Origin of the sequence: Bifidobacterium actinocoloniiforme DSM 22766 (assembly GCF_001263395.1) — a bacterium.
Taxonomy (GTDB): Bacteria; Actinomycetota; Actinomycetes; order Actinomycetales; family Bifidobacteriaceae; genus Bombiscardovia; species Bombiscardovia actinocoloniiformis.
Map to the genome: position 1 here is coordinate 859,651 of NZ_CP011786.1, position 25,419 is coordinate 885,069.

Here is a 25,419-nt window from a genome sequence, read left to right on the forward strand (position 1 = left end):
TGGCGTGCCAATGATGAGGCGGAACATGACACAAACAGCTAACACACCACTCTTGGAACTCCGCGACATCACCATGCGGTTTGGGTTCATCGAAGCACTCAAATCAGTGGACTTCACCATCTTCCCCCAGGAGGTGGTCGCTGTGGTCGGCGACAATGGCGCCGGTAAGTCCACACTGATGAAGGTCATCGCCGGCCTGTACCAACCCACGAAAGGCGATATCCGTTGGCGGGGCGGGCCGGTAACAATCAGCAATGTGCATGAAGCTGACTCCATGGGCATCGGCACCGTCTTCCAAGGGCAGGAGTTCTGCGAGAACCTCAACGTTTCGGACAACCTCTTTCTGGGCCGAGAACTCACCAGAAGGGCTGGCATCCGTGACGACGAGGCCATGCGCTCACGCTCACGCAGGATTCTGGACACCTTCGCTTCCTCGATTGGCATCGGGCAGTCCATCGCCTCCCTCTCGACCGGGCAGCGTCAGACGGTGGCCATAGCCCGCACTTTGCTCAACAACCCCAGCCTGGTGCTGCTGGACGAACCGACGGCCTCCCTATCCGTCATGCAAACCGCCGAGGTGCTCACCTACATCAAACGGCTGCGGACCGAGGGGCGCTCGGTCATGATGATCTGCCACGACCTCCCGGACGTGTTCGCTGTGGCGGACCGCATCGTCGTGTTGCGCCAGGGCCGGATCAACGGCGTGCACAACACCGAAGACACCAGCTACGAAGAGATCATCGCCCAAATCGCTGGCGTCGACACCGACGGCGAGGGGCCCGGCGCCCATCCAACCAAGCGCAAGCGGACCGACCATCAGGGGCGCATGCTGATCGACAGGAGTATGCGCGTCAAAGCCGCCATATCCCGGACCGGGGAGGGTGGCTGACCGACCAGAGAGACTGCGCGCCGCCCATCCACCCTCCTACCACCGATCGTAAGGAAACCGCCATATGTCCACTTTCGACCTCACCATCATCATCTGCTCCACTATGGCCGGCCTGGTCATCGGTGGCCTGTTCGGGGCCTTACCCTGGAAGCAGGAGCAGTTGAGCGACCGCCAGCAGCGCATGCAACAGATGACCGGGTTCATCGGGCTCTGCGGCGTGCTGGCACTCATCCTGACCCGCCAAGACGCCGCCTCCTGGGCTCTCATCATCGCCATGATCGCCGGCGTCGGCCTGGTGCGCATACCGCCCTTGTACGCGTGGATCATCAAGCGCTTCCCCGTCTGCCGTCCCACCAGCAAGAAACACAAGTCACGCACTACTAAGAAGGGCAAAACCGGCAAGCGCTGAGCAGGGGGGCATTTATTCCGGTGGCATCCCTCACAAAGCGCCCGCCGCGGTAACAAGACCACGGCGGGCGCCTCCTACTCTCTAGTGAACGGCGGAATGGCCGTATAAGAAACCCGCCAAAGCAGCCTCTGGATCCACTCAGCGGGCCTAACTCAGTCAGCGTCCCCCTGTGGCGTGGCGGCATCCACTCGCCCCTGCGGCAGCACCACAGTGAAGGTCAGGCCACCGCCGGGCGTGGCCGAAGCGCAGATGAGGCCTTGGTGGGCCTTCACAATCGAGCGCACAATTGCCAGTCCCAGTCCGGTGCCACCTTTAAGTCGAGCCCTGGACGGGTCGGCGGTGTAGAAGCGCTCGAACAGGCGAGGTAAGGCCTCCTGACTAGCGCCGGGCCCGTGATCGCTGAAGCGCATGATCACGTAATCACCACCGTTGTCGGCACCAGCAGGACCGGCTGCCTGGATCAGGGCGTCCAAGGAGTCTTCGCTGGGCGGCATGAAAGTCAACCGCCCCGACTCCCAGGGCAGCGAAATCCGGCCCAAGCCGATTTCGACCGGGCTGTCCGGTGGGGTGTAGCGGTGGACGTTGCCGATGATGTTGGTCACCACCTGCCGCAGACGGGTGGGGTCGCCGACCAAGTCGATGCGCTCCCAAGGAGCCTTACGGAAGACGAATGCGTTGCCGCCGCCCTTTGGAAGGTCCAGCAAACCACGGGTGATTTCGCGGTCGGGGTCCAAGGCGTGCAGGTCATCCACCGCGTCGTTGACCAAGGAGGTCAGGTTGACGTCCAGGCTGGTATCCACTCCCCTGCCTTCATCCATCCGGGCCAGGGAGAGGAGGTCCTGGACAAGCTCGGTCATGCGGGTGGAAGAGGCCTCGATATGCCCAATCGACTCGTCGGCCCGCTCCAGGGCGCCAGGCAGCTCCCTTTGCATCCGGTAGAGCTCGGCGTAGCCATGGATGGCGGCCAAGGGGGTACGCAACTCATGACTGGCGTCGGAGACGAACTGCTTCATCTTCTCCGTGGTCGCCTGTTGCTCACGGAAACTACGCTCGATCCGGGCCAGCATGGCGTTGAGGGAGGCGGCCAGGGACCCGACTTCGGTGTTGACAGGACCAGCTGGGATGCGCCTGGAAAGATCGCCGGCGGCAATCTTGGCCGCGGTTTTCTCCATGCGTTTAAGCGGGGCCAGCGTATTCTGAATCAGGAGGGCCGCGATCACCGCCCCCAACAGCACGATCAGGATGCCGACCATCCAGCAGTATTGGGTCAGAGCATGGATCGTGTCTTGTTGGTCGCCCAACGACAGGCCTATGAACAAGACCCCCTTGCTGACGCCCATGCCGCCCGGGTCGTCCAGGCTCCAGCGCATGGCCACCACCCGCCAGGGGGCGTTGGCGCGTTTAAGGCCGTCTCGGTCGACGGGCCCGTCAGTGGATTTGCTGATCACCGCCGGCGTGGTGAATGGTTGCCCCATCTGCACGCCACCATCCTGGCCGTCGGCCGGCAGCTTGGGGACGGACACCACGCCGTTGACCCGCATGGGGTTCAGGTCGTCGGAGATGATGACCATGTTACTGTCGCGCACTTGCAGGAAGTAGTCAGTGGGCCCCAGCCCATGCTTGCTTAAGTCCTCGCGGTTGAGCAGGGTGGCGTTGCGGATGCCCAGTTTGGCCTGTCGAATCAGCTGGGTGTCGGTCTTTTGCAGGAGATAGGTGCCCGCCATCTGGCGAATGGCCAGGGAAATGCCGAGTGTGCCCACAACCAGCAGGACCAACATGGAGACAATCAGCTTGGTGGTCAGGGGTATGGAATCCAGCAGCCTCTGACGGGACTGGCCCTCCTCTGTGCCCTGGCCCTCCGGCGCGGCGGTCGAGGCGACCGGAGAGGCGTGCAAGGAATCGCGGCCTTGAGCGCTCATCGCTCGTCCATAGAGCCCTTAGGGCCGCGAATCATGTAACCAATGCCGCGCTTGGTCTGAATCAGCGGCTCAACCTTGCTGGATCGGCCGTCCGGACCGGTAACTGTGACGCCATCCACTTTTTTGCGCAAGTATGAGATGTAGGATTCGACGATCGCGGCGTCGCCGCCCCAGTCATACTGCCAGACATGGTCGAGAATCTGCGCCTTGGACAACACACGTCCCTCATTGTCCATCAGGTAGCGCAAAAGCTTGTATTCAGTGGGGCTCAGTTCAATCGGCTGACCAGCTCGGGTCACGTCGTGCGAGTCCTCGTTGATCTCCAGGTCGCCTACGCGCAGGATCGGACTATCCTCAGCCTGCTCGTGGGTGCGCCGCAGGATGGCGCGAATCCTGGCGACCACCTCCTCCAGGGAGAAGGGTTTCGTCACGTAATCGTCGCCACCGACTGTGAGTCCCATGATTTTGTCCTGCGTGTCGTCGCGCGCGGTGAGGAAGAGAATCGGGGCGGAGACGCCCTCTTGCCGGATGCGGGAGGTCACAGTGAACCCGTCGATGTCGGGCAGCATGACATCCAACACAATCAGGTCCGGCTGCGTGCGCTCGATCACTTCGATGGCTTCGGATCCCGAGGCTGCGGTCGTCACCTCGAAACCGGCGAAATGCAGGGAAGCGACGAGAAGGTCCCGAATGGATGGCTCGTCGTCCACCACAACGATGGATGCTTCAATAGGCTTGCTCATAACTCTAGCGTGCCGCCTGCTCCTGAGCGTTTCCTGTATATTCACTGTGACGTCCCAACCGCTTCCTTTGGCGACGCCGACGGAACCACCAGATGACCGCCGCTGCCACCAACAAGGCCAAGACCACCCCGCCGACAGCGACCCAACGCAGGGTCGTCCGCCGCTCATGGTCACTCTTGGAGCGATCAACCTGGCGCATCAACGCCTGGGCGGAACCCACCCAGTCCGGCGTATCCTTGTCGCTGATGGGACCCAAAGCCGCCTGGGAGAGGTCATCGACGGTGGACTGCTCCTTGAGCCAAGCGTCGGAGTTGGCGGAGACCGCCACGACCAGTCTGCCGTCCTTCGAGGCCACCGCCAAAAGGACCGTGTTCGCTGGTGGCTTGGTTGATTCCAAGACCTGGCTGGCCCACTTGTCCGGGTTGCTGCCCGGGTAGAAGGAGGGCAGGTAAAGGAGGCGAACATGGACGCCGGTCTTGCTCTGGGTCTCATTAATAGCGTCAGTGACCGCGCCGACGTTCGATCCCAGAAGGTTCTGGGTATCGGTTATCTGGTCGGTCAGGGCGCCAACCTCCCCCTTCTCGCCGGTGGAGCCAGCAGCCCTAGCGGAAGCAGTTGGGACAACCAGGGACAGCAAAACCATGAACACGACCAGAAGGCAGGCGAAAAAGGCCGTGAAGAGCTGATTGCCCCTGACCCGGGGCGAACGCTTATCCACATCGCCCGCGCGAGTCCCACATTCGACCACATGCTCCCGCAAACCGCATCCACCGTCCTCACACGTCATAGGGTCCACTGTAGCGGCAGATATGGAAGGGCTGGAGGCCGCCCAGCGTACGAACGAAAGTCACAAAAGAAAGGAAGGCTTCATGCCTCAGTATCAAGTGGATTCAGAACAGATCCAGTCCGCGGGTTCCGCCGTCTCCTCCTCGATCGCGTCAATCAGGGACGCAGTCAGCGGGATGTACTCGAACCTGGACAATCTCCAATCGGTGTGGACCGGCGCAGCGGCCAGCCAGTTCAACGCGGTCGCGGCCCAGTGGCGCAGCGCCCAACAGCAGATGGAGCAGGCCTTGGAGGGCATGCAATCCGCTCTGACCCAGGCCTCCTCGGTCTACTCGGACGCCGAAGCCCAAGCGGCCCGGCTCTTCGCATCCTCCTGAGACCCTACGGTTTTTCACCCCCCGGTCGCCGGACGAGCCCGGCAGCCGCAGAAGACCCCGGTCGGATTCGCCGGACCAGCGCCATCGCGTTGGCCTCGCGAATCCGACCGGGGTCGTGTACGGGGCCGTCTAGGAACGACCCCTTAAGCCCTATGCAGGAAGCTTCAGGCTCAGTAGCCCATGTCAGGGTTGGCCGGGGCAGCCGGAGCGGCAGGCTCAGGCTTGTTGGCCACGACAGCCTCAGTGGTCAGGAAGAGGCCGGCGATGGAGGCCGCGTTCTGCAGGGCGGAACGGGTCACCTTGACCGGGTCGGCCACGCCGGCGTCCAGCATGTTCACGTACTCGTTGGTGGCGGCGTTGAAGCCCTCACCAGTGGGCAGGGTGCGAACCTTGTCGATGACGACATCGCCGGACAGACCGCAGTTTTCTGCGATTTGCTTAATCGGGGCCTCGATGGCGCGGAAGACGATAGCGGCGCCAGTGGCCTCATCGCCCTCGAGCTTGACAGTGGACTCCACCTTGGCGGAAGCCTGAATCAGGGCCACACCACCACCGGGCAGCAGGCCTTCCTCAACAGCCGCCTTGGCGTTTCGCACGGCGTCCTCGATGCGATGCTTGCGCTCCTTGGCCTCCACCTCGGTGGCGGCGCCGACCTTGATGACGGCCACGCCACCGGCCAGCTTGGCCAGACGCTCCTGGAGCTTCTCACGATCGTAATCGGAGTCGGTGTTCTCGATCTCGGCGCGAATCTGGGCCACACGAGCCTGGACTTCTTCCTTGGAGCCGCCGCCGGAGACGATGGTGGTCTCATCCTTGGAGACGATGACCTTCTTGGCGGTGCCGAGCACGGAGGTGTCGATGGAGTCGAGCTTCAGACCCAGCTCATCGGACACCACCTGGGCGCCCGTCAGGATGGCCATATCCTGCAGCATGGCCTTCCGGCGATCCCCGAAGCCAGGGGCCTTGACCGCGCAGGAGTTGAAGGTGCCGCGAATCTTGTTCAGAATCAGGGTGGGCAGCGCCTCGCCGTCCACGTCCTCGGCCACGATCAGCAGCGGCTTGCCGGTCTTCATGACCAGCTCAGCGATGTGAACCACGTCCTGCTGGCTGGACACCTTGCCCGAGGTGAGCAGGATGTAGGGGTCATCGAGCACGGCGGTCTGGTCGTCGTTGTTGGTCACGAAGTAGGGGGCGATGTAGCCCTTGTCGAAACGCATGCCCTCGGTGAACTCGAGGTCCAGGCCGAAGCGGTTGTTGTCCTCGACGGTCACGACGCCGTCCTGGCCGACCTTGTCCAGGGCCTCGGCGATTTCCTGGCCGACCTCGGGGTCAGCGGCGGAGATAGTGGCCGTGGCGGCGATCTGCTCCTTGGTCTCGACATCCTTGGACTCGGCGATCAGTTCCTTGACGATGGCGTCAGCGGCCTTCTCGATACCGCGACGCAGGGCGATCGGGTTGGACCCGGCGGCCACGTTCTTCAGGCCTTCGTGCACCAGGGACTGAGCGAGGACGGTAGCGGTCGTGGTGCCGTCGCCGGCCACGTCGTCGGTCTTCTTAGCGACTTCCTTGACCAGCTCGGCGCCGATGCGCTCGTAGGGATCTTCCAGGTCGATTTCCTTGGCGATCGAAACGCCGTCGTTGGTGATGGTCGGAGCGCCGTAGGACTTATCCAGCACGACGTTGCGGCCCTTGGGGCCCAGCGTGACCTTGACGGTGTCGGCCAGCTTGTCCAGGCCGGCGAGCATTCCCTGGCGGGCTTCCTCGTCATACGCGATGATCTTTGCCATCTGTAATCCTCCAACATGGCTTGAGTGTTCATGTCCACCCTGGGCGGGAGCGAAGGGCCAGCCGTCAGCTGCCGACTTATCACTCTCACGCTTCGAGTGCTAAGCACGAGATTAGCACTCGACGACTCCGAGTGCCAACCCCGCCCAGTCGAATACGCTTGCGGCGAGAACCGCGGTCGCACCGCATCACCTTTGACCTCAATGAGCGGCCCAAACCCGGGGCGGCGCATCTGGATGGGCTTTCGCGCCAAAGCTGTCGGAAATCCGAGAAAAACGTGCCCGTCCGCCGCTCCGTCCACCCGAGCCCACGGAAAAGCACGGCCTCACTCCAGGGGTTCGACGCCGAGCCCGAAAACCCGCACCCACCGCAACGGCATATCCAGAGTCCAGGCGAAGACACGACCGTGACCGAGCCGGGGTCGTCCGCGGGCACGAAAAAGGCCCCGGCACCAGCCGGAGCCTGCAGGGAATCCCAAGTAGGGCCCGTTGCTAAAGAATCAGATCACGCGAGCGGTCGTGGCCTGCAGACCCTTCGCGCTCCTCTCGACTTCGTACTCAACCTTGTCGCCCTCATGAAGAAGCTTGTGAGAGTCCGGCGAGTCAATCGCAGAGTAGTGGACGAAAATGTCCTCGCTGCCATCATCGGGGGTGATGAAACCATATCCCTTTTGATCGCTGAAGAATTTCACAGTTCCTTGTGCCATAACTAACTTCCTTAATATAAATCGCTGTGTCACAGCAGATACGAAACTGACCGCAGCTGCCAAATCAGCTCTTTCAGTTTATCCGACCAGTAGGAAGAAACGCCGAAGCGGGACCGCGATTTTCCACTCTCCCACCGCTCCCGGTTCAGTTGCGCAGGACCGCGACGATAGGGGCCGACGCGCTTGGAACTTGCTGGACGCTGGCGATGCCCAGCGTCTTCGCCACGTCCTCGGCGGTCGCTTTGTCGCTCTCGTTCTGGTACCAGACGACACTGGCCGGGGGCAGCTGCCCTGTCGGGTTGTCCGCGGTGACGCTCGTATAGCCGGCGGAGACCAAGGCCTGGCGTCTGCTAGCGGCGTAACCGGTGATTGAGGTTCCGTTGATCACCCGCACCTGAGCCGATTTATTGGCCACAGGAGCCGGCGCTGGCTGCTGAGTCTGACTGGCCGCAGGCGAAGGCTGGGCCGACTGGGAGGGAGCTGCTTGGCTCGGGGACTTGCTTTCGTTGCCTTGCTGGCCCTGCGCCCCATTGCTCTTCGCCCGCCCGGCTTCGACTTTACGGCGGACCTGGTCAACCTTGGCGGAGCTGGTCTGCTGGTGCTGCCAGGGCATCTTGCCACCAGAGACGACGGTCCAAGCGCCCAAGCCGCACAAGACGGCCAAAAGGATAATGACGATGACAGGGACCACCCGAACGGCGAGCGAGCGCGGGCCACGGTGGACCCCGACCGGCCCCTCCGGCGGGTCATCGAACTCGTCCGGCGTGTACGGCTGGTAACCGGCGTTCTCGTCGCGTTTGCTTGCCATAGACCGACCTTCCTCCGTCCGTCCGCCATGCACCAAGGCGTGCATCCTCCGGACACGTATAAGGCACAGTCTAATAGTCAGCCCGGTCAGCAGTCCGAAAGGCCCACCCGGCAATCGCTGATTGGACACATTATAGTTACAGCATATGGAGCCGATGGAACAAGCGGGGCTCTTTAACGAGCCCGAAGACCCGAAGACGCAGGACCAGCAAACCACTGAATCGACGACGGGAGGTGGCCCGGCAGCCAATCGTAAGCCCCTGTCCGAGCTCATCGAACCAGGCTGGGCGCGGGCGCTCGCCCCCGTTGAGCCTCAGATTCACCGGATGGGGGACTTCCTGCGCTCCGAACTGGCCCAAGGCCACCGCTACCTGCCGGCCTCCAAGAACATCCTTCGGGCCTTCACGATTCCCTTCGACTCGGTCAAGGTCCTGCTCGTGGGCCAGGACCCCTACCCCACCCCCGGCCATCCGGTGGGACTGAGCTTCTGCGTGGAGCCGAATGTGGACCCAGTGCCCGGAAGCCTGCGCAACATCTTCACCGAACTGGTCTCCGACCTCGGCGTAGCCCGTCCCACCAACGGCGATTTGACCCCCTGGACCCACCAGGGCGTCCTCCTGCTCAACCGCTGCCTGACGGTGCGCGTCGGCAAGCCCGCCAGCCACCGAGGCAAGGGCTGGGAGGAAGTCACCGACGCCGCCATCCGGGCCCTGAACGCCCGCAAGGACCCGCATGGCAAGCCCAAACCCCTGGTCGCGATCCTGTGGGGCAGGCAGGCGCAAAGCCTCGAGCCCCTGCTGACCAACGCTTACGTCATCAAATCGCCCCACCCTTCACCCCTGTCGGCCCGCTATGGCTTTTTCGGCTCCAAGCCTTTCTCACGGACCAACGAAGCCCTGCGCTCGATGGGGGCTGAGCCCGTGGATTGGCGGCTGCGCTAGGAATCGGCGGGGTCCCTTTCGTCAAGAAAGACCGCTAGAGTACTGCCTATGGCTTTATTCCCTCCCAGACAAAACACCGGCACTCCCACGTCGGCCAGTGCCGCCATGCCTCGAGCAGCGGCCTCGCCCACTCCTTTGAGCCGGGACGACTTAGCAAGGGCCAGCGCGTTAGCCGACCAAATCCGTTCCCGCTTCGCTTCCACCCTGGTAGGCCAGGACGACCTGCGCGAAGCCTTGTTGGTCACGATGGCCGCCTCCGGCCACATCCTGATTGAATCAGTGCCAGGCCTGGCCAAAACCACGGCCGCCCAGACCCTGGCCTCCTCCGTCTCGGGCTCCTTCAAGCGGGTGCAGTGCACGCCCGACCTGATGCCATCCGACCTGGTAGGCACACAGGTCTTCGACTTCTCCAGGCAGACCTTCTCCACCCAGCTAGGGCCCATCCACGCTAATTTCGTGCTCCTGGACGAAATCAACCGTTCCAACGCCAAGACCCAGTCCGCCATGCTGGAGGCTATGGCCGAGGGGGCCACCACGATCGGCGGCCAGCGCTACCCCCTGCCCCAGCCCTTCATGGTCATCGCCACCCAGAACCCCATCGAGGAGGAAGGCACCTACAACCTGCCCGAAGCTCAGATGGACCGGTTCATGATGAAAGCGGTCATGACCTATCCGAACGCCGATGAAGAGACGCGGATGCTGCACATGCTGACCAGCCGAGGCACCGACATGCCCCAGGCGGACCAGCGGAACATGCTGTCCCTGGATGACGTGCTCTTCCTGCGCCAGGCTGCCCGCCGGGTGCATGTGGCCGAGCCGATCATGAGGTACGCGGTCGACATCGCCGCCACCAGCCGAGGCGCCGGGAGCCGGCCCATCCAGGGCCTGTCTTCCCGCGTCCGCCTGGGTGCAAGCCCCCGAGCCTCAATCGCCCTGGTCAGGATCGGACAAGCCCACGCCCTGATAAGCGGCCGCGACTACGTCATACCCGAGGACCTGAAGGAATTCGCCCACCAAGTCCTGCGCCACCGCATCCTACTGACCTTCGAGGCCATGGCGGATGGGGTGACCAGCGAACAAGTGATTGATACGATTCTGGAAACGGTGCCCGCCCCATGATTCGGCCCGCACCCAACCAGGACCCCATCCGCCGCAAGATCGAGGCCCTGAGCACCCAATTGAGCCTCCCGACCGTGCGACGGGCCTTGGGAATCCTGGAAGGTGAGCATCCTTCGGGCGAGCGTGGCTCCGGCTACGATTACCTGGGCGTGCGGCCCTACGAGCCCGGGGACGAGTCCCGGCTGATTGATTGGCGCTCCTCCGCCCGCATGGGCCGGCCTATGATCACCGAGCGCGAGCGCCTGACCACCAGCCGCGTGTGGCTCCTGATGGACGCTGGCGCGCAAATGGGGGCGACCACCCCCTCCGGAGAGAGCGCGGCGACCGTCGCTGCCAATGCCTTGAGGATGTTCGCCGCCCTCTCCCTGCGTCGATCGGACGAGGTCTCCTTGGTCATGGCAGACGCCGAATCCATCAGGAGGCTGCCCAGCCGGGGCGGATTCGCCATGTTTGAGCGGACACTCGACCAAGCCCTATGCAAACCCATGCAGGCCCGACGCAATCTGGACGCCCTCCTCGACTACGCCCTGCGGGTGCGCGACCGGAACGCCCTGGTGGTCCTGGCCACTGACGAGACGGCGATTGGCGAAGGGCAGATGGACGCCATCCGTTCCCTCGGCCGCACCCATCCGCTCAGCGTGGTCAGCGTCGCCACCGTGAACCCCTTGTCCCCTGCCTCCGGCTTCCCGCGGGTGGTGGACGCCTCCAGCAGCCGCCAGGTGCCCGCCTTCCTGCGCGGGGCCCGCCAAGGTCAGGATGTGGACACCCACCGGCACTACCAGGCGCTGGCACTCAAACGCGACCTGGCCCGGTCGGGCGCCACGCTGATTCGTTCCGGCTCCAGCCAAGGCATGTTCAACCAGTTCGTTCGCCTCCTGTCCACGGCCCTTGCGGCCTCGGGCCCTTCGGCTGCGCCCAGCTGGCTGACGGCAGGAGGCGCCCTATGACCCCGGCCTTGCTAGCCGCCCAGGCGGGCCCCTTTACGGCCGCCCTTCCCCAGGGCAAGCCTTTGCCTCCGTTGGACACCTGGCGGCCCTTATTGGTCGCGGGAGGCCTGTGCCTGCTACTGGCGCTGGGCCTTGCTGCGCTGATTGTCGTCCTTTCCAAGCCGCGCAAGGCCGCGCCCACCCCCCAGGCCAAGCATGTGACAGCCCCAAGCAAGGAACGCTGGCATACACGCATCGACCAGGTGGTGACCGACCACGCTCAGGGACGCATCGACCAATCCCAAGCCATGAGCCAGCTGGCGGAGATCGTGCGCGCGTTCGCCTCAGAGGCCAGCGGCCAGGACCTGACCGCCCGGACCCTGGCCGAATTAAGCCGACAGCCCCGCACCCGGAGCAACCGAAGGCAGCTCGACCTCCTGCGGCAGACGATCGCCGCTCTCTATCCGCCCGAATTCGCCGACCCCAGCGTCAACCGTCAGGCCTATGAGGCCCAGGTGCCCCAGGCCGCCCAGTGGGCTTCGGCCCTAGTGGAAGGTTGGCGGTGACTGGTATGGCGAACCTGACTTGGCGCTGGCCCTGGCTCATCGCGGCCCTGGGCCTGGCCCTCATCGTGATTGCGTCAGCCACGCTCCTTCTGACCCGGAGGCGGGGGGCGGCGAGCGCAAAAGACCATCCCAGGCAAGGCACGGCCAGCGTGTGGAGCCTTGACGAGGACCTCAAGACCGAAACCGCGGCTAAGGCGGTCCGGCTCTGGCGGAGGATGAACCGTTTAGGCGCGCTCCTGCTCGCCCTGAGCCTGGTCCTTACCACGCTGCTGGCCGCCCGTCCCTCCGACGTGGACCGGAACAGGGAGACCGGCAGAAGCCGCGACATCGTGCTCTGCCTGGATGTCTCCGGCTCCACCCTGCCCTACGACCGCCAAGTGATCGAAGCCTACCTGAACCTGGTCAACGACTTCCACGGCGAGCGCATAGCCCTGAGCATCTTCAACTCCACCTCGCGCACGGTCTTCCCGCTGACCGACGACTACGACCTGGTGACCCGCCAGCTCAAGCAGGCGGACACCATCCTTAAGGGAGTGCAAAGCCAGGATGACATCGACAAGATGAGCGACAAGCAGTACCAGGCCATCTCGGACTGGCTGGAAGGCACGCAGGACCGCAAGGACACCACCTCCCTGATCGGGGATGGCCTGGTCTCCTGCGCGGCCATGCTGCCCGGCTTCTCCACCAGCGTCAATGGCGCTGGCGCCGCCGCGAAGACCCGCTCGTCCTCGATCGTGCTGGCCACCGACAACGTGGTTTCAGGCAATCCGACCTACACGCTCCAGGAGGCCCTGGAGCTCACCCACGCCGCCGGCATCGGAGTGGACGGTCTTTACTCGGGGCCAAAGCAGAGCGAGGGCGACCCCCCCACCCAGCAGATGCGGGCCTTGATCGAGGGGCAAGGTGGAGTCTTCCTCTTGCAAGGCTCCGCTGATTCGATCGCCTCGCTGGTGGAGCGCATTGAACGTCGGCATGGGGGCGACCTGCAATCCATCCGACGCTCAAGCCTGGTCGACACCCCGCGCTGGTGGGCCCTGGCCCTGAGCCTGGCCCTGGGCGCCTACCTGATCGCGGTTTGGAGGCTGAAGCGATGAACGGATGGACGCTGGCCCCCTCCCTGGGCTGGATCGCCGGCGGCGTGTTGACCGCCCTTTTGCTTGCGGCTGCGGTCTGCGGGCCCATACTCCGCTATAGGCAGCGCGCCAGCTACGACGCCAGCTGGCTGACTGTGGGCCGGCGCAGCCTGATCGCCCTGGTCATGGCCCTGATCGTACTGACGCCGAGCCAGGTCCAAACGACCAGGAACCAGGCCGTTAACGCAACCGACGTCTATGTAGCGGTCGATGTGACTGGTTCAATGGCCGTCCAAGACGCCCACTACGGCTCCCAGGACACCATCAGCCGGTTGGACGCCGCGAAGCGGGCCGTTTCCGACATCACCCAGTCCTACCCGGACGCCTCCTTCGCGGCCGTACGCTTCGGCTCCTCAGGCACCCTGGATCTGCCGCTCACCCCGGACGGCCGCGCCTTGGGCAACTGGGCCAGGAACCTGACGACCGAGCCCACCGACCTGTCGGCCGGCTCAAGCCTGGATGCGCCGCTCGACCCGCTGGTGCTGAGTCTGAAGGAGACGAAGGACCGTCACCCCGATGACAGAATCGTGCTTTACCTGATCACCGATGGAGAGCAGACCTCCGCCAAGAGCCGACGCTCATTCTCCACGCTCCGGGCTTATTTGGATGATGCTTTCACGCTGGGAGTCGGCTCCGCACAGGGTGGCAAGGTGCCGGTCAGTTCGCGTACGCCCAGGCAGGGGGCCCAGACCGGCGCCCAGGACTGGGTCAAGGACCCAGCCACCGGGCAACCGGGCATCTCGAAGATGGATGAGGGGCAGCTCAAAGCGATGGCCGACGAGATGAGCGGTCACTACCTGCCGATTGACGCCAGCCATACGCTCAAGGACGGCCCTGCGGTCAAGACCGCTCAACGCTATCGGGTGCAGGTGACCCACGGCGAGCGAACCCGGGTCACGCCCTGCGTCTGGCCGCTGGCCCTGATTCTCCTGGCCTTGCTGGCCTGGGAGATGGTCGACTGGATCCGCACGTCGAGGAGGCTCTTATGAACGACGGCCATCAATCCTCACTCCGCGCGATGACCGGGAACGGGCCCGAACCCCGCGCCACTTTCAGGCTCCGGGTCATCCTCGGCGTCCTAGCCTTGGCCCTGCTGGTCGTCAGCGGGATCGCCCTATGGAACGCTCAGGCCGTCAGCTCCTACAACCAGGCGTCCGCAGCCCTGAGCGAAAACCTGAGCCAAGCGGCCAAACCCACCGCCGATGCCAGCAAATTGAAGGTCGCGCAGGGGCAAGTGGACGATCTCTTCGGCCAGGCAGGACAGGGCCGCGCAATCCTCCTTCCCGGCACCAGGCAGGCCATCGACCGCAACGCCGCTCTCTCCCGTCAGCTGACCGCCGCCTTGGACCAGCTTGACCAGCAGCAGTCCAACGGCTCGCAGGCCCAGCAGGGACAGAACGCCTCGGGAGCCAAGAGGAAGCAAAGCCAAGAGCAACAGGGACTGAGCGACGAGCAAAGGCGGAAGGTCGAAGAGATGCTCAAGCGCAACCAGGACCTTCAATCCGCCGCTCCCGCCCCTACGAGCAAGCCCTCCTCCCCTAGCGGCCAGCAGGCCAAACCCTGGTGATTCGCCCCTCCCGCACGTTCGACCACAGGCCCTGAGCGCGCTGACCGCCACATTCGACCACATTGTCCGGGCGAGGTCGCCCTGCGCCCTCCCGCAGGGTGGAATGGGACCATGAGATTCATAAATCGAACCGGGCCCAACCCCCTTGAGCAGGGCGCAGCCGGTTGCGCCTGCCACGGCATCGTGCAGGACAGCCAAGACATCGTGACCCAGACCGTGCGTCGCAGCCAGGAAGCCCTGAACCTGACCGAGACCGCCATAGGTTCAGCCCAGGCGCTGGACTGGCAGGGGCAGGCGGGCGAAGCCTTCCGAGCCGCGCTGGGGCGAGCGGCCGAATCGGCCCGCGGTCAGGAGGGCTTACTGGAAGGCACGGCCGCGGCTGCGAGCAGGGCGCGCTCATGAGCAAGTCCATCACGTCCACGATCAGCGGCCATGGCCTGAGCCAAGCCGACCTGGCTGAGTTCTGCGCAGCGGCGAAAGCCCTGTGCGCCGGCGGCGACGACCTCAAGGCAGCGGCCAGCGCTTGGGGTTCGCTCAGGAGCGAGATGATGACCCAGAGCGGAAGGCTCCTGTCTGCCCCCTGCCGCATGTTGGCCCCCACTCCCCCCGGCCACGCCGACTTCGATTTCGTCCTCCTCTCCCAGCGCGGCGATGACCACAGCGTCGCCTTCCATCGGTTGTCGGACCAATTGTCGTCGATCGCGGATGGGCTGATCACGGCTTACTCCCTGTACTCAAGCGCCGAGGATCGGACGAGCTCGCTTATTTCCAAACTTCTGGACCTGGCCTTCCAAGCCGAACCCCTCGTGTGCGGTTCCTCGGCCGCCGCGATGGCTATCGCTGGATCGGCATACAGCAGCCTGCGCGCAGGAACCGGGCTCCACATCAACTGGGCCGACGTGTCCCACCGCACCAGAGGCAGCCAGGAGCGCTTCCTGAACGGTCTGGCGGGTTGGCTGAAACATTCCTCGCCCCTTGGCGTCATCCTCGACGACAAGGATCAAGGGCCGAGGGGGAGCGTAAACGCGATCTCAGGCAAGTTCTCCATCCTGACCTCGGCGCTGACCCGCCTGGTGCAGGGCGACAAACTGACGGTCACCCAAGTCGAGCCGCAAGGGCGATTCCTGAGTCGGTCCAGCTCAATAAGCGAAGCCCTGTCCAATCTGCAAACGCTTGGCGACGGCGGCAAAGGCATCGGCTACGGCACGGTCGCGGTCCAAAAGTACCGGCACACGGACGGCAGCATCGGATGGGTGGTCACCATCCCCGGCACCGACGGCAAGCCCGACTCGCCGATGGGCTGGGAGCAGAATTTGGAGTTGATGAGCTCCCGGGGTGACCAGCGCGAACGGGCCGCTTCCGCCCGCCTGGTCAGTCAAGCCCTGGAGCGGGCCGGCGTGGGCAGCAAGGACCAGGTGGCCTTGGTGGGCCACTCCCAGGGAGGGATCGTGGCCGCGGCGGTGGCGTCGGACCTGGGCGGGCGCTACAACATCAGCCATGTGGTCACCGCCGGCTCGCCGATCGCCAACCACCCGGTGCCCTCCAAGACCTGGGTCACATCCGTGGAGATGGATGATGAGCTGGTCTCCAGCCTCGACGGTTCCCGCAACCCCCAACGCGACAGCTGGCTCACCGTGCGCGGCAGCTCCGGTGCCAGCGGCACCCCTGTCCCCCATAGCGGCACGCAGGCCGAATTAACGCATGGGATGAGCTACCAACGAGCGGCCTGGCAGAATGCCGCAAGCCAAGGCACTCCGGCCTTGAACCGGCATGACCGCCATTTCAGGCAGATCACCCAAGGCAGTCTTGAGGGCACCATGTACTACCAGGGCCGGATGGGCCATTAAACCTCCCGGAAACGGCCAGCCGGGCGCGACGTGAGGGTCGCAGCGGTTGAGGCTCTCGCGTAGTCTAGGGGGCATGGACTTGACCACCATTGAACCAGCAATCCCCTTGAGCCCGTTGGATGGGCGTTACCGTCGGCAGACCGCGCCCCTAGTTGAATTCCTGAGCGAAGCGGCCCTGAACCGGGAGCGGATCAGGGTCGAGGTCGAATGGATGATCCTCCTGGCCTGCGGTTGCGAGGAGAACGGCTTCCAGCCTGTCCTGCAAGGTCTGGAACCCCTGAGCCCGGCCCAACAGGCCTACCTGCGGTCCATACCGGAGGACTTCGGCGAGCATGGCATCAAGGCTCTGGCCGGCATCGAAGCCAAGACCCGGCACGATGTCAAGGCGGTCGAATACTACATCGACCTCCAGCTGGACCAGGCCCCGCAGAGCCTGAAGGGCGGCGAGCGGCTGGGCCGGCTCAAGCCCCTCGTCCACTTCGGCTGCACCAGCGAGGACATCAACAACGTCGCTTACGCCCGTTCGATCAAAGGCGCTGTGGAGCGGGTATGGACGCCCGCTGCCCAAGGCCTGGTCGACCTTCTGTCCAGCATGGCCCAGCGGCACCGGTCCCTGCCCTTGCTGGCCATGACCCACGGCCAGCCGGCCACGCCCACCACCCTGGGCAAGGAGCTGGCTGTCTACGCCCACCGCCTGCACCGGCAGCTCAAGCAAATCCAGAGCCAGGAGTACTTAGGCAAGTGGAATGGCGCCACCGGCACTTACGGTGCCTTCCAGGCGGCGGCCCCCGAAGTGGACTGGATCGCCCTGTCCCAAGCGTTCGTGACTGGCCGCATGGGCCTGGTTTGGAACCCATTGACCACCCAAATCGAATCCCATGACTGGCAGTCCGAGCTCTACTCGACCATCAGCCACGCCAACAGAATCCTGCATGGCCTGGCCGTTGACATGTGGATGTACATTTCGCGGGGGGTCTTCGCCCAGGAGCCAGTGAGGGGGGCCACCGGCTCCTCCACGATGCCCCACAAGGTCAATCCCATCCGCTTCGAGAACGCGGAGGCCAACCTGGAAGTCTCCTGCGCCCTGCTGGACAGCCTGGCCACCAGCTTGAGCGAGAGCCGCTGGCAGCGTGACCTGACCGATTCCTCCACCCAACGCAACATCGGCTCGGCCCTGGCACACAGCCTGTTGGCCCTGGACAACATGACCGTCGGCATGGGATCGGTCCACCCCAACCAAGAGGCCATGAAGGCCGAGTTGGAGGACAACTGGGAGGTGTTGGGCGAGCCGATTCAGACCGCGATGAGGGCCGCCGCCCTGGAAGGCCGGCCCGGCATGGACCAGCCCTACGAGCGGGTCAAGGAGCTGATGCGGGGCAAGACTATTGGCAAAGCCCAGGTCGAGGGCTTCATCCGGGCTTTGGGCTTGGACTCGCAAGCCCAAGAACGGCTGGCCCAACTGACCCCGGCCACCTACACGGGCCTGGCCGACGAGCTGGTGGATTTCGAGCGCCTATGAAGGACAGCCCCAAAACACGGACCGACCAAGCCCCGCACATAGAGGACACGCCCCCCCGCCGGGTTCACGACCTAGGCGACCTGATCCGGGCCACGGCCGGCTTGGTTTCGATTGCCATAATCAGCCTGATTGCGGTCTACCTGCGCGGCGTGGCCTCCGGCGTCGAATCCGACGTGCACAAGGCCGGCTCTCGGATGGACTGGCTGGCCGACGTGCCCACCGCCCTGCTCCAGCAGACGGTCACCGTCGCCGTCGTCATCGCCGTGCTGGTCCATCTGCTTTTCAGCCGCGAATGGCTCCAGTCCATCACCGCCCCGCTGGCCCTCTTCTGCGGTTACGGGATCATCTGGATAGCCTCCACCCTCATCGTCCACTCCACCTCCCTGGAGCTGATCAACGCCTTCAGCTCCCAGTCGGCGATCGGCTCGCCTGTCCTCCTGCCGGACATGTACGCGGGCCTGGCGGCCTTCCTAAGCGCCGCCGGACCCCAGCGCATGCGCTCATCGGTCAAGTGGGGCTGGAACGCCCTTTATATCGTCGCCCTGATCATGGTGGTCATCTCAGCCAACTCAATCAGCGCCGTCCTAGTCTCCCTCCTGCTGGGCCGGTCGGTCGGCATGGTGATCCGCTTCGCCGCCGGTACCCAGAACAAGGGCGTCTGGGGAGCCGATCTGGTCCAGACGCTCAAGTCGATCGGTCTCGAAGTGGTCAGCCTGACACGCACGGCCTCAGCCAGCGAAGAAGGCAACCTCCTGGAGCCCACCCTTGACGATGACCTGGTGGAGTCTTCACGCATCTATCAAGCGCGCACCGTTCAAGGTCAGACGTACACGGTTTCAGTCCTAGACGGGCAACTCCATACCGCCGGATACTTGATGCAGCTGTGGCAGTGGATCAAACTCTCCGGCGTCTCCATGCGCCGCGACCGCTCGGTACGCGACTCCAACCAGCACCACATGGCCATGCTCCTCGGCCTCCGTGAGCTAGGCCTGCCCGCCATGCACCCCTACGGCCTAGCCGAGAACGGTGAATCCTCGGTCTTCGTCCTACGCGACGACGAGCGCCTGAATCCGATCGGACCAGGCCAGATGAGCCAGGAAGACGCCCGATCCCTGATGGACTACCTAGCCCAGGCCCATGCCCGTGGCTACACCCATCGACGCATCACCCCTGACGCCCTGGCCCGCGATCAGGAGGGGCGCGCCCTGCTGGCCGGCTGGCAGAACGGGGACCCCGCCTCGTCCTCCGCGAACATGGCCTTGGACAAAGTCCAGCTGCTGGCTCTGGCCGCCTCCCGCATCGGCACTGATACCGCCATTCAAACCGCCCGGAGCGCTTGGGGGGACAAGACCCTGATCTCTTTGATTCCCTTCATCCAGATGGTGGCTGTGCCCAAGGCCACCCGCGCCCAGGGCGAGTGGAGCAAGCAGACCCTGACCGGACTCAGGGAGGCGGTGCGCGCCCTGGCCCCGACCGACACCACGGCACAGGATGGGCCGGTGGTCCTCTCCCGTTTCAGCCTGCGCTCCTTCCTGGCTCTGGTCCTTCTGGTCGTCGCGGTCGTCGTCGTCATCACCCAACTCAACCTCCAGCAGGTCATCGAAGCGGCGCGCAACGCCGATCCTTGGATGGCGGGCATGGCCTTCGGCTTCGGTTGCCTGACCTGGGTCGGCTGCGCCCTGACCTTGGGCGTCTTCATTGACCGTGACAAGCGTCACCCGTTGACCATCCTGATCTCGCAGGTGGCCTCCTCGTTCACCTCGGTCTCGATGCCGGCTGGCGTGGGCCCCGCCTTCGTCAACCTCCAATACCTGCGCCGCAACGGATACAACAACACCTTGGCCACCGCGATCATGAGCGCTATAGTGGCGGTCCAGTTCGCCACCACCTTCCTGCTTCTGGTCGTAATCGGCCTGTTCACCGGTCGCAACACCCTTTCTGGCATGATTCCGACCAACACCCTGGTCATCGTGATTGGCGTGGTCGCCATCGTAACCGCCCTGGCCATGGCCATTCCCTACACCCGCCGGATGATTGTCGAACGACTGCTGCCGATTGTGGCCTCCTACGCCCGGCAGCTGGTTGACGTCCTCACGCAGCCCCGTCGCCTGGCCCTCGCCGCCCTGGGCGCGGTCATCCAATCCGCCTCCCTGGGTTTGAGCTTCTGGGCCAGCTTGATGGCCTTCGGATGGCATACCAATGTGTTTGAAACCACCTTCGTCTTCCTGCTGGCTAACACGCTGGGCTCGGCCGTGCCCACGCCCGGCGGCCTAGGCGCCATTGAGGCGGTCCTGTTCTCGGCCTTCCGCCTGGCCGGCGTCCCCTCCGCCGTGGCCATTTCCGCCACCCTGGTCTTCCGCCTGGTCACCTATTGGCTGCGCATCCCCCTGGGAGCGACGGCCATGAGTTGGCTCGGCAAACGAAACCTGATTTGATGCGCCTTTTTCCGAGGCCGACTGTGCGCAGCAGTCGTGAAAATACCAGCAAAAACCGCGCAAATACGGCATTCCCGACCAAACTGCGCTAATATCAGACATGAACGTTGGGTTCCCGGTCAAAATTGTGGGGCCCCTGAACAAGAAGGATACTTCTATGGCATACAACAAGTCTGATCTGGTCTCCAAGATCGCGCAGAAGTCGAACCTGACCAAGGCTCAGGCGGAGGCCGCCGTCAACGCCTTCCAGGACGTCTTCGTCGAGGCCATGAAGTCCGGCGAGGGCTTGAAGCTCACCGGTCTCTTCTCCGCTGAGCGCGTCAAGCGCGCCGCCCGCACGGGTCGCAACCCGCGCACCGGCGAGACCATCAAGATCCCCGCCTCCTATGGCGTGCGCATCTCGGCCGGCTCCCTGCTGAAGAAGGCTGTGTCCAACAAGTAACCTTCACAGTTCAGCCAAAGCGCCCACCCTCCTCGCGGGGGATGGGCGCTTTTACTATGCTCCTGCCGGAAGAGCGGCGCCCACGCCGTCGCCCCTCCCCCTCATCAAGGCCCTCGGTGCGGGCCCTCGCGCTCAGCGCAGGTAGCGCGAGAGCTCGCGGTCAATCAGCCCGTTGGAGGCGACCACATCGTTGTTGTGCTCCCAGGAGACCGGCTGACCGTTCCACTGGCTGAGCCTGCCCTGGGCCTGCCAGACGACGACCGCACCTGCCGAGACCGCCGGGATGTCCCAAGAGTGGAGCATGGGCTCGAAGTAAGCGTCGTAGGAGCCGTCGGCCACCCGGCACAGGTCCAGGGAGGTGGGGCCCACGCGCTTGATGTCGGCGGGGCGGCCCGCCATCTGCGCGACCGTTTTCAGGGCGCGCTCGGACTCCTTGGGAAAATATGACATGCCGAAGCTGACGACCGAGCCTTTAAGCTCACGCTTCGTGGAAGGCATGATCTTCTCGCGCTTGTCACCGACGGCGGTCCTCCGCACGCGGATGGCCCCCTGGCCCTGCGCCGCCAGATAGGTCAAGCCCAGGACCGGAGCGTGGACCACGCCCAGAATCGGCTTGGCCAGCCCGTCCTCGCCGACCTCGAACAGGGAGACCGTGATCGTCCACTCAGCCATGTTGCGCACGTAGTTGATTGAGCCATCGATATGGCCCAAGCACCAGTAACGGCCACCAGGCTTGCGGTCGCTGCCTTCCTCCTCCCAGAAGCCGTCGCAGGGGTCCGAGGCGACGATTTTGGAGCGGCAATAGCGGATGAGCCGTTCGTCGATCTCCGAGGCGAAGCGGGAGCCGCCGTCGGCGCCCACAGGATTGCGCAGATCGTGGGGGTTGATCTGGTCTTGGAGGGCATGCCGGCCCGCTTCGATCGCTATGCGCGCGGTCCGCATGGTCAACTCACGCAATTCCATATGCTGAAAGCCTCTCTTATTGCCTGCGCCGGCTGGCGTCGCTGGAGGCGGCCTGTCGCGCCAAGGTTGGGCCTGGGTGATACTTGGAATCCTACTCAGGGCCGGCGAGGCCGCAAGCGCGACTGGTTCAGTCGCAGAAAGCCTGACCGCTCAGCCGGGCGCCACGGGCCCAGTCCGCCGCCTTCATGGCCTTCTTTCCCGCAGCCTTGACTTGTAGCAGCTCCAAGGGTTCGCTCTTGGTGCCCACCCAGACGGCCCTCTTACCCAGCGCCAACCGGCCGGGCCCGAGACCTTCGGGCGCCCGCTGGTCGGCTTGGGCCGGGCGGGCTTGCAGCACGTGCAGGGTCAGACCTTGGTCGCCCTCCCCCTCGTGCAGGAGGCACCAGGCGCCGGGCTCGGGCGTGCAGGCACGAATCTGCCGGTCCACGGCGAAAGCGGGCTTGTCGAAACGGATATGCGCGTCCTCGCCACTGATCTTGTCAGCCGTCTCGTAGGCTCCCTGGGGCTGTGGCTGGGGCTGCGCGCGGCCCTCGCTGACCGCCTGGAGGCTGGCGGCCAGGAGCTGGGCCCCATCTTCGGAAAGCCGCCCCAGGAGTTCCCCGGAAGTCTCCCTGGGGCCAATCTCCAGTGTCGACTGAGCCAGGATCGGCCCCTCGTCCATACCTTTCGTCAGGCGGAAGACCGTCGCTCCGGTCACCCGGTCACCGGCCCAGAGCGCCCGCTGGACCGGCGCGGCCCCCCGCCACAAGGGCAGGAGGGAGAAGTGCAGGTTGTACCAGCCATAGTCCAGGGCGTCCAAGACCGGCTGCCGCAGAATCCGCCCGTAAGCCACGACCGCGCCGCAAGTGGCACCGGTCGCTTTGACCTCTTCGGGGAATGAAGGGTCACGCGGGTTGGACTCCAGCACGGGAATCCCCAGCTCTTGGGCCGCCTGCTTGACGGGGCTAGGCGCCAACCTCCTGCCTCGACCTTGGGGCGCATCAGGCCGGGTCAGGACAGCAGCCATATGGAAGTGCTCGGGGTCCCCGGCCAGAAGCCGTAGGGCCGGCACCGCCACCTGCGGCGTGCCTGCGAATAGGATGCTCAAGGGTTCACTCATTGCCATACCCCTCTCATGTATAGTTATGCGCCGCTCCGCCCCCTGGGTTTGGCGGCGGCTCATCGGGCCTGCGGGATGCCCGCGCCCATCTCGATTAGCGCGGTTCTGAACGATGGGGTCCTCGAAGCCGCAATGCCCTCATGCAATCATGCGCCCTCGACGCTTAAGGCCATGTGATACGGCAGGCTCAGGTCAGATCCTTGGGGTCCATGCGGAAGCGAAGCTCGCCACGCCCCCTGGAAGCCGCGAAAGCGCTGACTGCGGTCCGCAGACGCTCTGCCAACTCGTCACGACGCTCGGGCAGCACGCGCACCAGGGCGCGCACCCGGTCGCCCACTCCATCGAGGGCCCGGTCCGTGAGTTTGGACTCGGCTGGTATCGGGACCGGCCCCATCAGACCGGGAACCTCCTCCTTCCCCACGAGGATCGGAGGCAGGTCACCACCGGCGAGAGCCCCAATCGCGTCCAAGGCGAACATGACCGGGTCACGACCGCCCCAGACCGTCGCCGTGGCGACTTTAGGCGGAAGTCCAGCCTGGGAGCGGTCATCCAGCTCAGCCGCCGCCAGCAGGTCCGGCCGCCAAGTGATCAAGGCTTGCGCCAGGGCCGGGTCGCTTTCCCCTAGGATTAAAGCCTGTCCGCCTTCGGCTCGGGGCTTGCAGAGCGCTACCACGCGCATCCACGCGGTCAGCGTGTCCAAACGGGCATCAATGCCAAGCGCGTACAGGGAGGTCCAAGCGTCAAGGATCGCGACGGCCTGGTAGCCGACCGACCCCGGAATCGAGCCTGGGGCCGTGATGACTGGCTCAGCCCCGGGCGTGGAGATGACCAGCCGGGGGCGCTGGTCGATGGATTCGACGATGCCCCGGGGCTGGTTGGGCGTGGAGATGACGATGGGAACGCCGCGCAGGAGGAGGCGGAGCTCCGCAGCTGTGCCGGCCGCGCCTACCCGCACGGTCCGCAGCTGTTCGCAGCCGCAGGTCTTGCAATGCCAGTTCACGGCGGCCTCGCCGCACCAAGAGCAGCGGGGCGCCCGCCCCCGGCCTGCGGCGGACAGGGGTCCCGCGCAGCGCGGGCAGCGGGCTTGCAGGTGGCAGGAAGCGCAAGAGAGGGACTGGGTCACGCCGTCTTGGGGAATGGAAAGGAGGACGGGACCGAGTTCCAAGGCCTTGACGAGCACGGCGACCGCTGTGTGGGGGACGCGGGCGCCGATGGCCGGGTCGGCAAGCCTGGCCAGCTCTTGGCGATTAAGCCAGCGCACCCAGGGCATCCGCGCGTCGACTGCCCGGCGCTCAGGTTCGATGGCTTGAATGGGACCGGTGACGCCGGATGCGGCCTCCCACGCCTCCGGCGAACACTCCCACTGGGAACGGGCTGAGCGGGCGTGCCCCAAACTCAGAAAGACGCCCCGATGGGCTTTCGCCCGCAAGCGGAGGACGCCGCGGGCGTTGGCGTAGGGGGTCATCCCGTCGGCGCTCTGATAGGCCGCATCGTCCAGAATCATGAAGAGGGCCGGGCCTTCGACCGGAGCGTACATGGCGGCCCGCAAGCCGATGATGCAGGGCACCTGCCCGGTGGCGAGGGCCAGGTAGGAGCGGTAACGCTCCGCCGGAGGCATGGACGAGCCCATCAGGGCGAAGTCTCCCGACCAGCCCCCCTGGCCGTCCGGGTCTGGGGAGAATGGCTTCAAGCCCAATGATTGCAAGGCTTGAGAGAGGCTTGCCATGTGCCGGGCATCAGGTAAGACGGCCACTGCCTGCCTGCCCGCTCCCAGAGCCGTGCCCAACGCCCAAGCCATCACTCGCTCCCGGCCTCCGAGGCCAGGCAGGGCGTCTAAGACGAATGACGCGAAACCAGGGAAGCCCAGCGCATCGTCCAAACCCGTCAGCCCCGGGTAAGCCTCCTGCAAGCGTCTGCCGAGGGTCTCCAGGCCATCCCCAGGGCGCTGGGTCCGCGCGGGCTTCCCGTCGCCCGCCGCAAGGGCGAGGGCCTCTTGCTCCTGCTCGATTCGGGCTACCCTGGGCGGCAGCGCCAGACGCAGGATGTTAGCTCTTGTTCCCCCGTAAGCCTTGGCGATGGCAGCGATGTCCCGGCGCATGGAGGCGGAGACCACCACCTGCTTGGCCACCACCCGCTCGATGAATTTGAGCGCCTCGGTAGGGGCGTCGCTGTGTTGGGAGCGGGCCCAGATGACACCGTTCACCAGCTGCCTGCCGAAGCGAACGCGGACCAAGACACCAGGCTTGGCGGCCTCGTCGTCCCGCTCATCCACCAGGTAGTCGAAGGTCCGCCCCAAGTGGGGTGCCTGCACGTCCAGGACCACCCGGGCGATAGGAAGCCCTGCGGCCGCGTGCGGCACCCTCTTGCGCGAAGGACGGCGGCGCGGAGGCGCCAGCCCGTCAAGCGCCAGCTGCTCGGCTTGAGGTTGGCTCAAGGCCCTC

Annotated in this window: 24 protein-coding genes; 15 read left to right on the forward strand and 9 right to left on the reverse strand. The window is 64.9% G+C overall.

Annotated features, from left to right (window positions below):
• Positions 1–25 precede the first annotated feature (25 nt).
• Together AB656_RS03415 and AB656_RS03420 are read left to right on the forward strand one after the other, a co-directional pair.
• Positions 26–889, forward strand: a complete 864-nt coding sequence (locus AB656_RS03415) for an ATP-binding cassette domain-containing protein (protein ID WP_033503836.1) — start codon at positions 26–28, stop codon at positions 887–889.
• 64 nt (positions 890–953) lie between these two features.
• A complete protein-coding gene (locus tag AB656_RS03420) occupies positions 954–1,298 on the forward strand; it encodes a hypothetical protein (protein ID WP_033503760.1) in 345 nt (114 codons plus the stop codon).
• A gap of 152 nt (positions 1,299–1,450) precedes the next feature.
• Here the strand turns inward: AB656_RS03420 and AB656_RS03425 are convergent, their stop codons facing one another.
• Genes AB656_RS03425 through AB656_RS03435 form a run of 3 tightly spaced genes read right to left on the reverse strand, consistent with a single transcriptional unit; the run spans position 1,451 to position 4,747 of the window.
• On the reverse strand, positions 1,451–3,217 hold the full coding sequence (locus AB656_RS03425; protein ID WP_051905307.1) for a HAMP domain-containing sensor histidine kinase: 1,767 nt from the start codon (positions 3,215–3,217) through the stop codon (positions 1,451–1,453).
• On the reverse strand, positions 3,214–3,960 hold the full coding sequence (locus AB656_RS03430; protein ID WP_033503759.1) for a response regulator transcription factor: 747 nt from the start codon (positions 3,958–3,960) through the stop codon (positions 3,214–3,216). The genes AB656_RS03425 and AB656_RS03430 overlap by 4 nt, the downstream gene beginning before the upstream one ends.
• A 4-nt stretch (positions 3,961–3,964) precedes the next feature.
• Positions 3,965–4,747: a TPM domain-containing protein gene (locus AB656_RS03435; protein WP_144418923.1), complete on the reverse strand. Its 783-nt coding sequence runs from the start codon at positions 4,745–4,747 to the stop codon at positions 3,965–3,967.
• An 82-nt stretch (positions 4,748–4,829) separates the two neighbouring features.
• Between AB656_RS03435 and AB656_RS03440 the strand changes: the two genes are divergently transcribed.
• Positions 4,830–5,123: a WXG100 family type VII secretion target gene (locus AB656_RS03440; RefSeq protein ID WP_033503758.1), complete on the forward strand. Its 294-nt coding sequence runs from the start codon at positions 4,830–4,832 to the stop codon at positions 5,121–5,123.
• Positions 5,124–5,293: 170 nt separating this feature from the next.
• Here AB656_RS03440 and groL read toward each other — a convergent pair whose 3' ends face one another.
• The 3 genes from groL to AB656_RS03455 all read right to left on the reverse strand — a co-directional run bounded on the left by groL (position 5,294) and on the right by AB656_RS03455 (position 8,422).
• On the reverse strand, positions 5,294–6,910 hold the full coding sequence (gene groL, locus AB656_RS03445; protein ID WP_033503757.1) for a chaperonin GroEL: 1,617 nt from the start codon (positions 6,908–6,910) through the stop codon (positions 5,294–5,296).
• Positions 6,911–7,407: 497 nt separating this feature from the next.
• Complete coding sequence (locus AB656_RS03450) at positions 7,408–7,614, reverse strand: cold-shock protein (RefSeq protein ID WP_033503756.1); 207 nt, start codon at positions 7,612–7,614, stop codon at positions 7,408–7,410.
• 145 nt (positions 7,615–7,759) lie between these two features.
• Positions 7,760–8,422, reverse strand: a complete 663-nt coding sequence (locus tag AB656_RS03455; RefSeq protein WP_033503755.1) for a LytR C-terminal domain-containing protein — start codon at positions 8,420–8,422, stop codon at positions 7,760–7,762.
• A gap of 154 nt (positions 8,423–8,576) precedes the next feature.
• Between AB656_RS03455 and AB656_RS03460 the strand changes: the two genes are divergently transcribed.
• The 12 genes from AB656_RS03460 (at position 8,577) to AB656_RS03515 (ending at position 20,916) form a co-directional block, all read left to right on the forward strand.
• A complete protein-coding gene (locus tag AB656_RS03460) occupies positions 8,577–9,362 on the forward strand; it encodes a uracil-DNA glycosylase (protein ID WP_081924865.1) in 786 nt (261 codons plus the stop codon).
• Positions 9,363–9,410: 48 nt separating this feature from the next.
• The gene (locus AB656_RS03465) at positions 9,411–10,481 is read left to right on the forward strand and encodes an AAA family ATPase (RefSeq protein ID WP_033503754.1); all 1,071 of its coding nucleotides are present in this window, start codon (positions 9,411–9,413) and stop codon (positions 10,479–10,481) included.
• The gene (locus AB656_RS03470; protein WP_033503753.1) at positions 10,478–11,428 is read left to right on the forward strand and encodes a DUF58 domain-containing protein; all 951 of its coding nucleotides are present in this window, start codon (positions 10,478–10,480) and stop codon (positions 11,426–11,428) included. Before AB656_RS03465 ends, AB656_RS03470 begins: the two co-directional genes overlap by 4 nt.
• On the forward strand, positions 11,425–11,973 hold the full coding sequence (locus AB656_RS03475) for a hypothetical protein (protein ID WP_033503752.1): 549 nt from the start codon (positions 11,425–11,427) through the stop codon (positions 11,971–11,973). Before AB656_RS03470 ends, AB656_RS03475 begins: the two co-directional genes overlap by 4 nt.
• A gap of 5 nt (positions 11,974–11,978) precedes the next feature.
• Complete coding sequence (locus AB656_RS03480; RefSeq protein WP_033503751.1) at positions 11,979–13,067, forward strand: vWA domain-containing protein; 1,089 nt, start codon at positions 11,979–11,981, stop codon at positions 13,065–13,067.
• Positions 13,064–14,095 carry a vWA domain-containing protein gene (locus AB656_RS03485; protein ID WP_033503750.1) on the forward strand — a complete coding sequence of 344 codons (1,032 nt, stop codon included), beginning with the start codon at positions 13,064–13,066 and terminating at the stop codon, positions 14,093–14,095. Before AB656_RS03480 ends, AB656_RS03485 begins: the two co-directional genes overlap by 4 nt.
• Positions 14,092–14,673 (forward strand): DUF6466 family protein, encoded by a 582-nt coding sequence (locus AB656_RS03490; RefSeq protein WP_033503749.1) that lies wholly within the window; start codon positions 14,092–14,094, stop codon positions 14,671–14,673. The genes AB656_RS03485 and AB656_RS03490 overlap by 4 nt, the downstream gene beginning before the upstream one ends.
• A 111-nt stretch (positions 14,674–14,784) precedes the next feature.
• Positions 14,785–15,075: a hypothetical protein gene (locus AB656_RS03495; protein WP_033503748.1), complete on the forward strand. Its 291-nt coding sequence runs from the start codon at positions 14,785–14,787 to the stop codon at positions 15,073–15,075.
• Positions 15,072–16,520: an esterase/lipase family protein gene (locus AB656_RS03500; RefSeq protein WP_033503747.1), complete on the forward strand. Its 1,449-nt coding sequence runs from the start codon at positions 15,072–15,074 to the stop codon at positions 16,518–16,520. Before AB656_RS03495 ends, AB656_RS03500 begins: the two co-directional genes overlap by 4 nt.
• A 73-nt stretch (positions 16,521–16,593) precedes the next feature.
• A complete protein-coding gene (gene purB / locus AB656_RS03505; protein ID WP_033503746.1) occupies positions 16,594–18,039 on the forward strand; it encodes an adenylosuccinate lyase in 1,446 nt (481 codons plus the stop codon).
• Positions 18,036–20,474 carry a lysylphosphatidylglycerol synthase transmembrane domain-containing protein gene (locus tag AB656_RS03510; RefSeq protein ID WP_033503745.1) on the forward strand — a complete coding sequence of 813 codons (2,439 nt, stop codon included), beginning with the start codon at positions 18,036–18,038 and terminating at the stop codon, positions 20,472–20,474. Before purB ends, AB656_RS03510 begins: the two co-directional genes overlap by 4 nt.
• A 157-nt stretch (positions 20,475–20,631) precedes the next feature.
• The gene (locus tag AB656_RS03515) at positions 20,632–20,916 is read left to right on the forward strand and encodes an HU family DNA-binding protein (RefSeq protein ID WP_033503744.1); all 285 of its coding nucleotides are present in this window, start codon (positions 20,632–20,634) and stop codon (positions 20,914–20,916) included.
• Between the two features lie 132 nt (positions 20,917–21,048).
• On the opposite strand, the gene AB656_RS03520 is transcribed toward AB656_RS03515, so the two are convergent.
• The 3 genes from AB656_RS03520 to AB656_RS03530 form a co-directional block, all read right to left on the reverse strand.
• Entirely contained in the window at positions 21,049–21,879 is an 831-nt protein-coding gene (locus AB656_RS03520) for an inositol monophosphatase family protein (RefSeq protein ID WP_033503743.1), read from the reverse strand.
• Positions 21,880–22,006: 127 nt separating this feature from the next.
• Positions 22,007–22,978 carry a methionyl-tRNA formyltransferase gene (gene fmt / locus AB656_RS03525; protein ID WP_033503742.1) on the reverse strand — a complete coding sequence of 324 codons (972 nt, stop codon included), beginning with the start codon at positions 22,976–22,978 and terminating at the stop codon, positions 22,007–22,009.
• A 187-nt stretch (positions 22,979–23,165) separates the two neighbouring features.
• Complete coding sequence (locus AB656_RS03530) at positions 23,166–25,412, reverse strand: primosomal protein N' (RefSeq protein ID WP_033503741.1); 2,247 nt, start codon at positions 25,410–25,412, stop codon at positions 23,166–23,168.
• Positions 25,413–25,419: the final 7 nt, after the last annotated feature.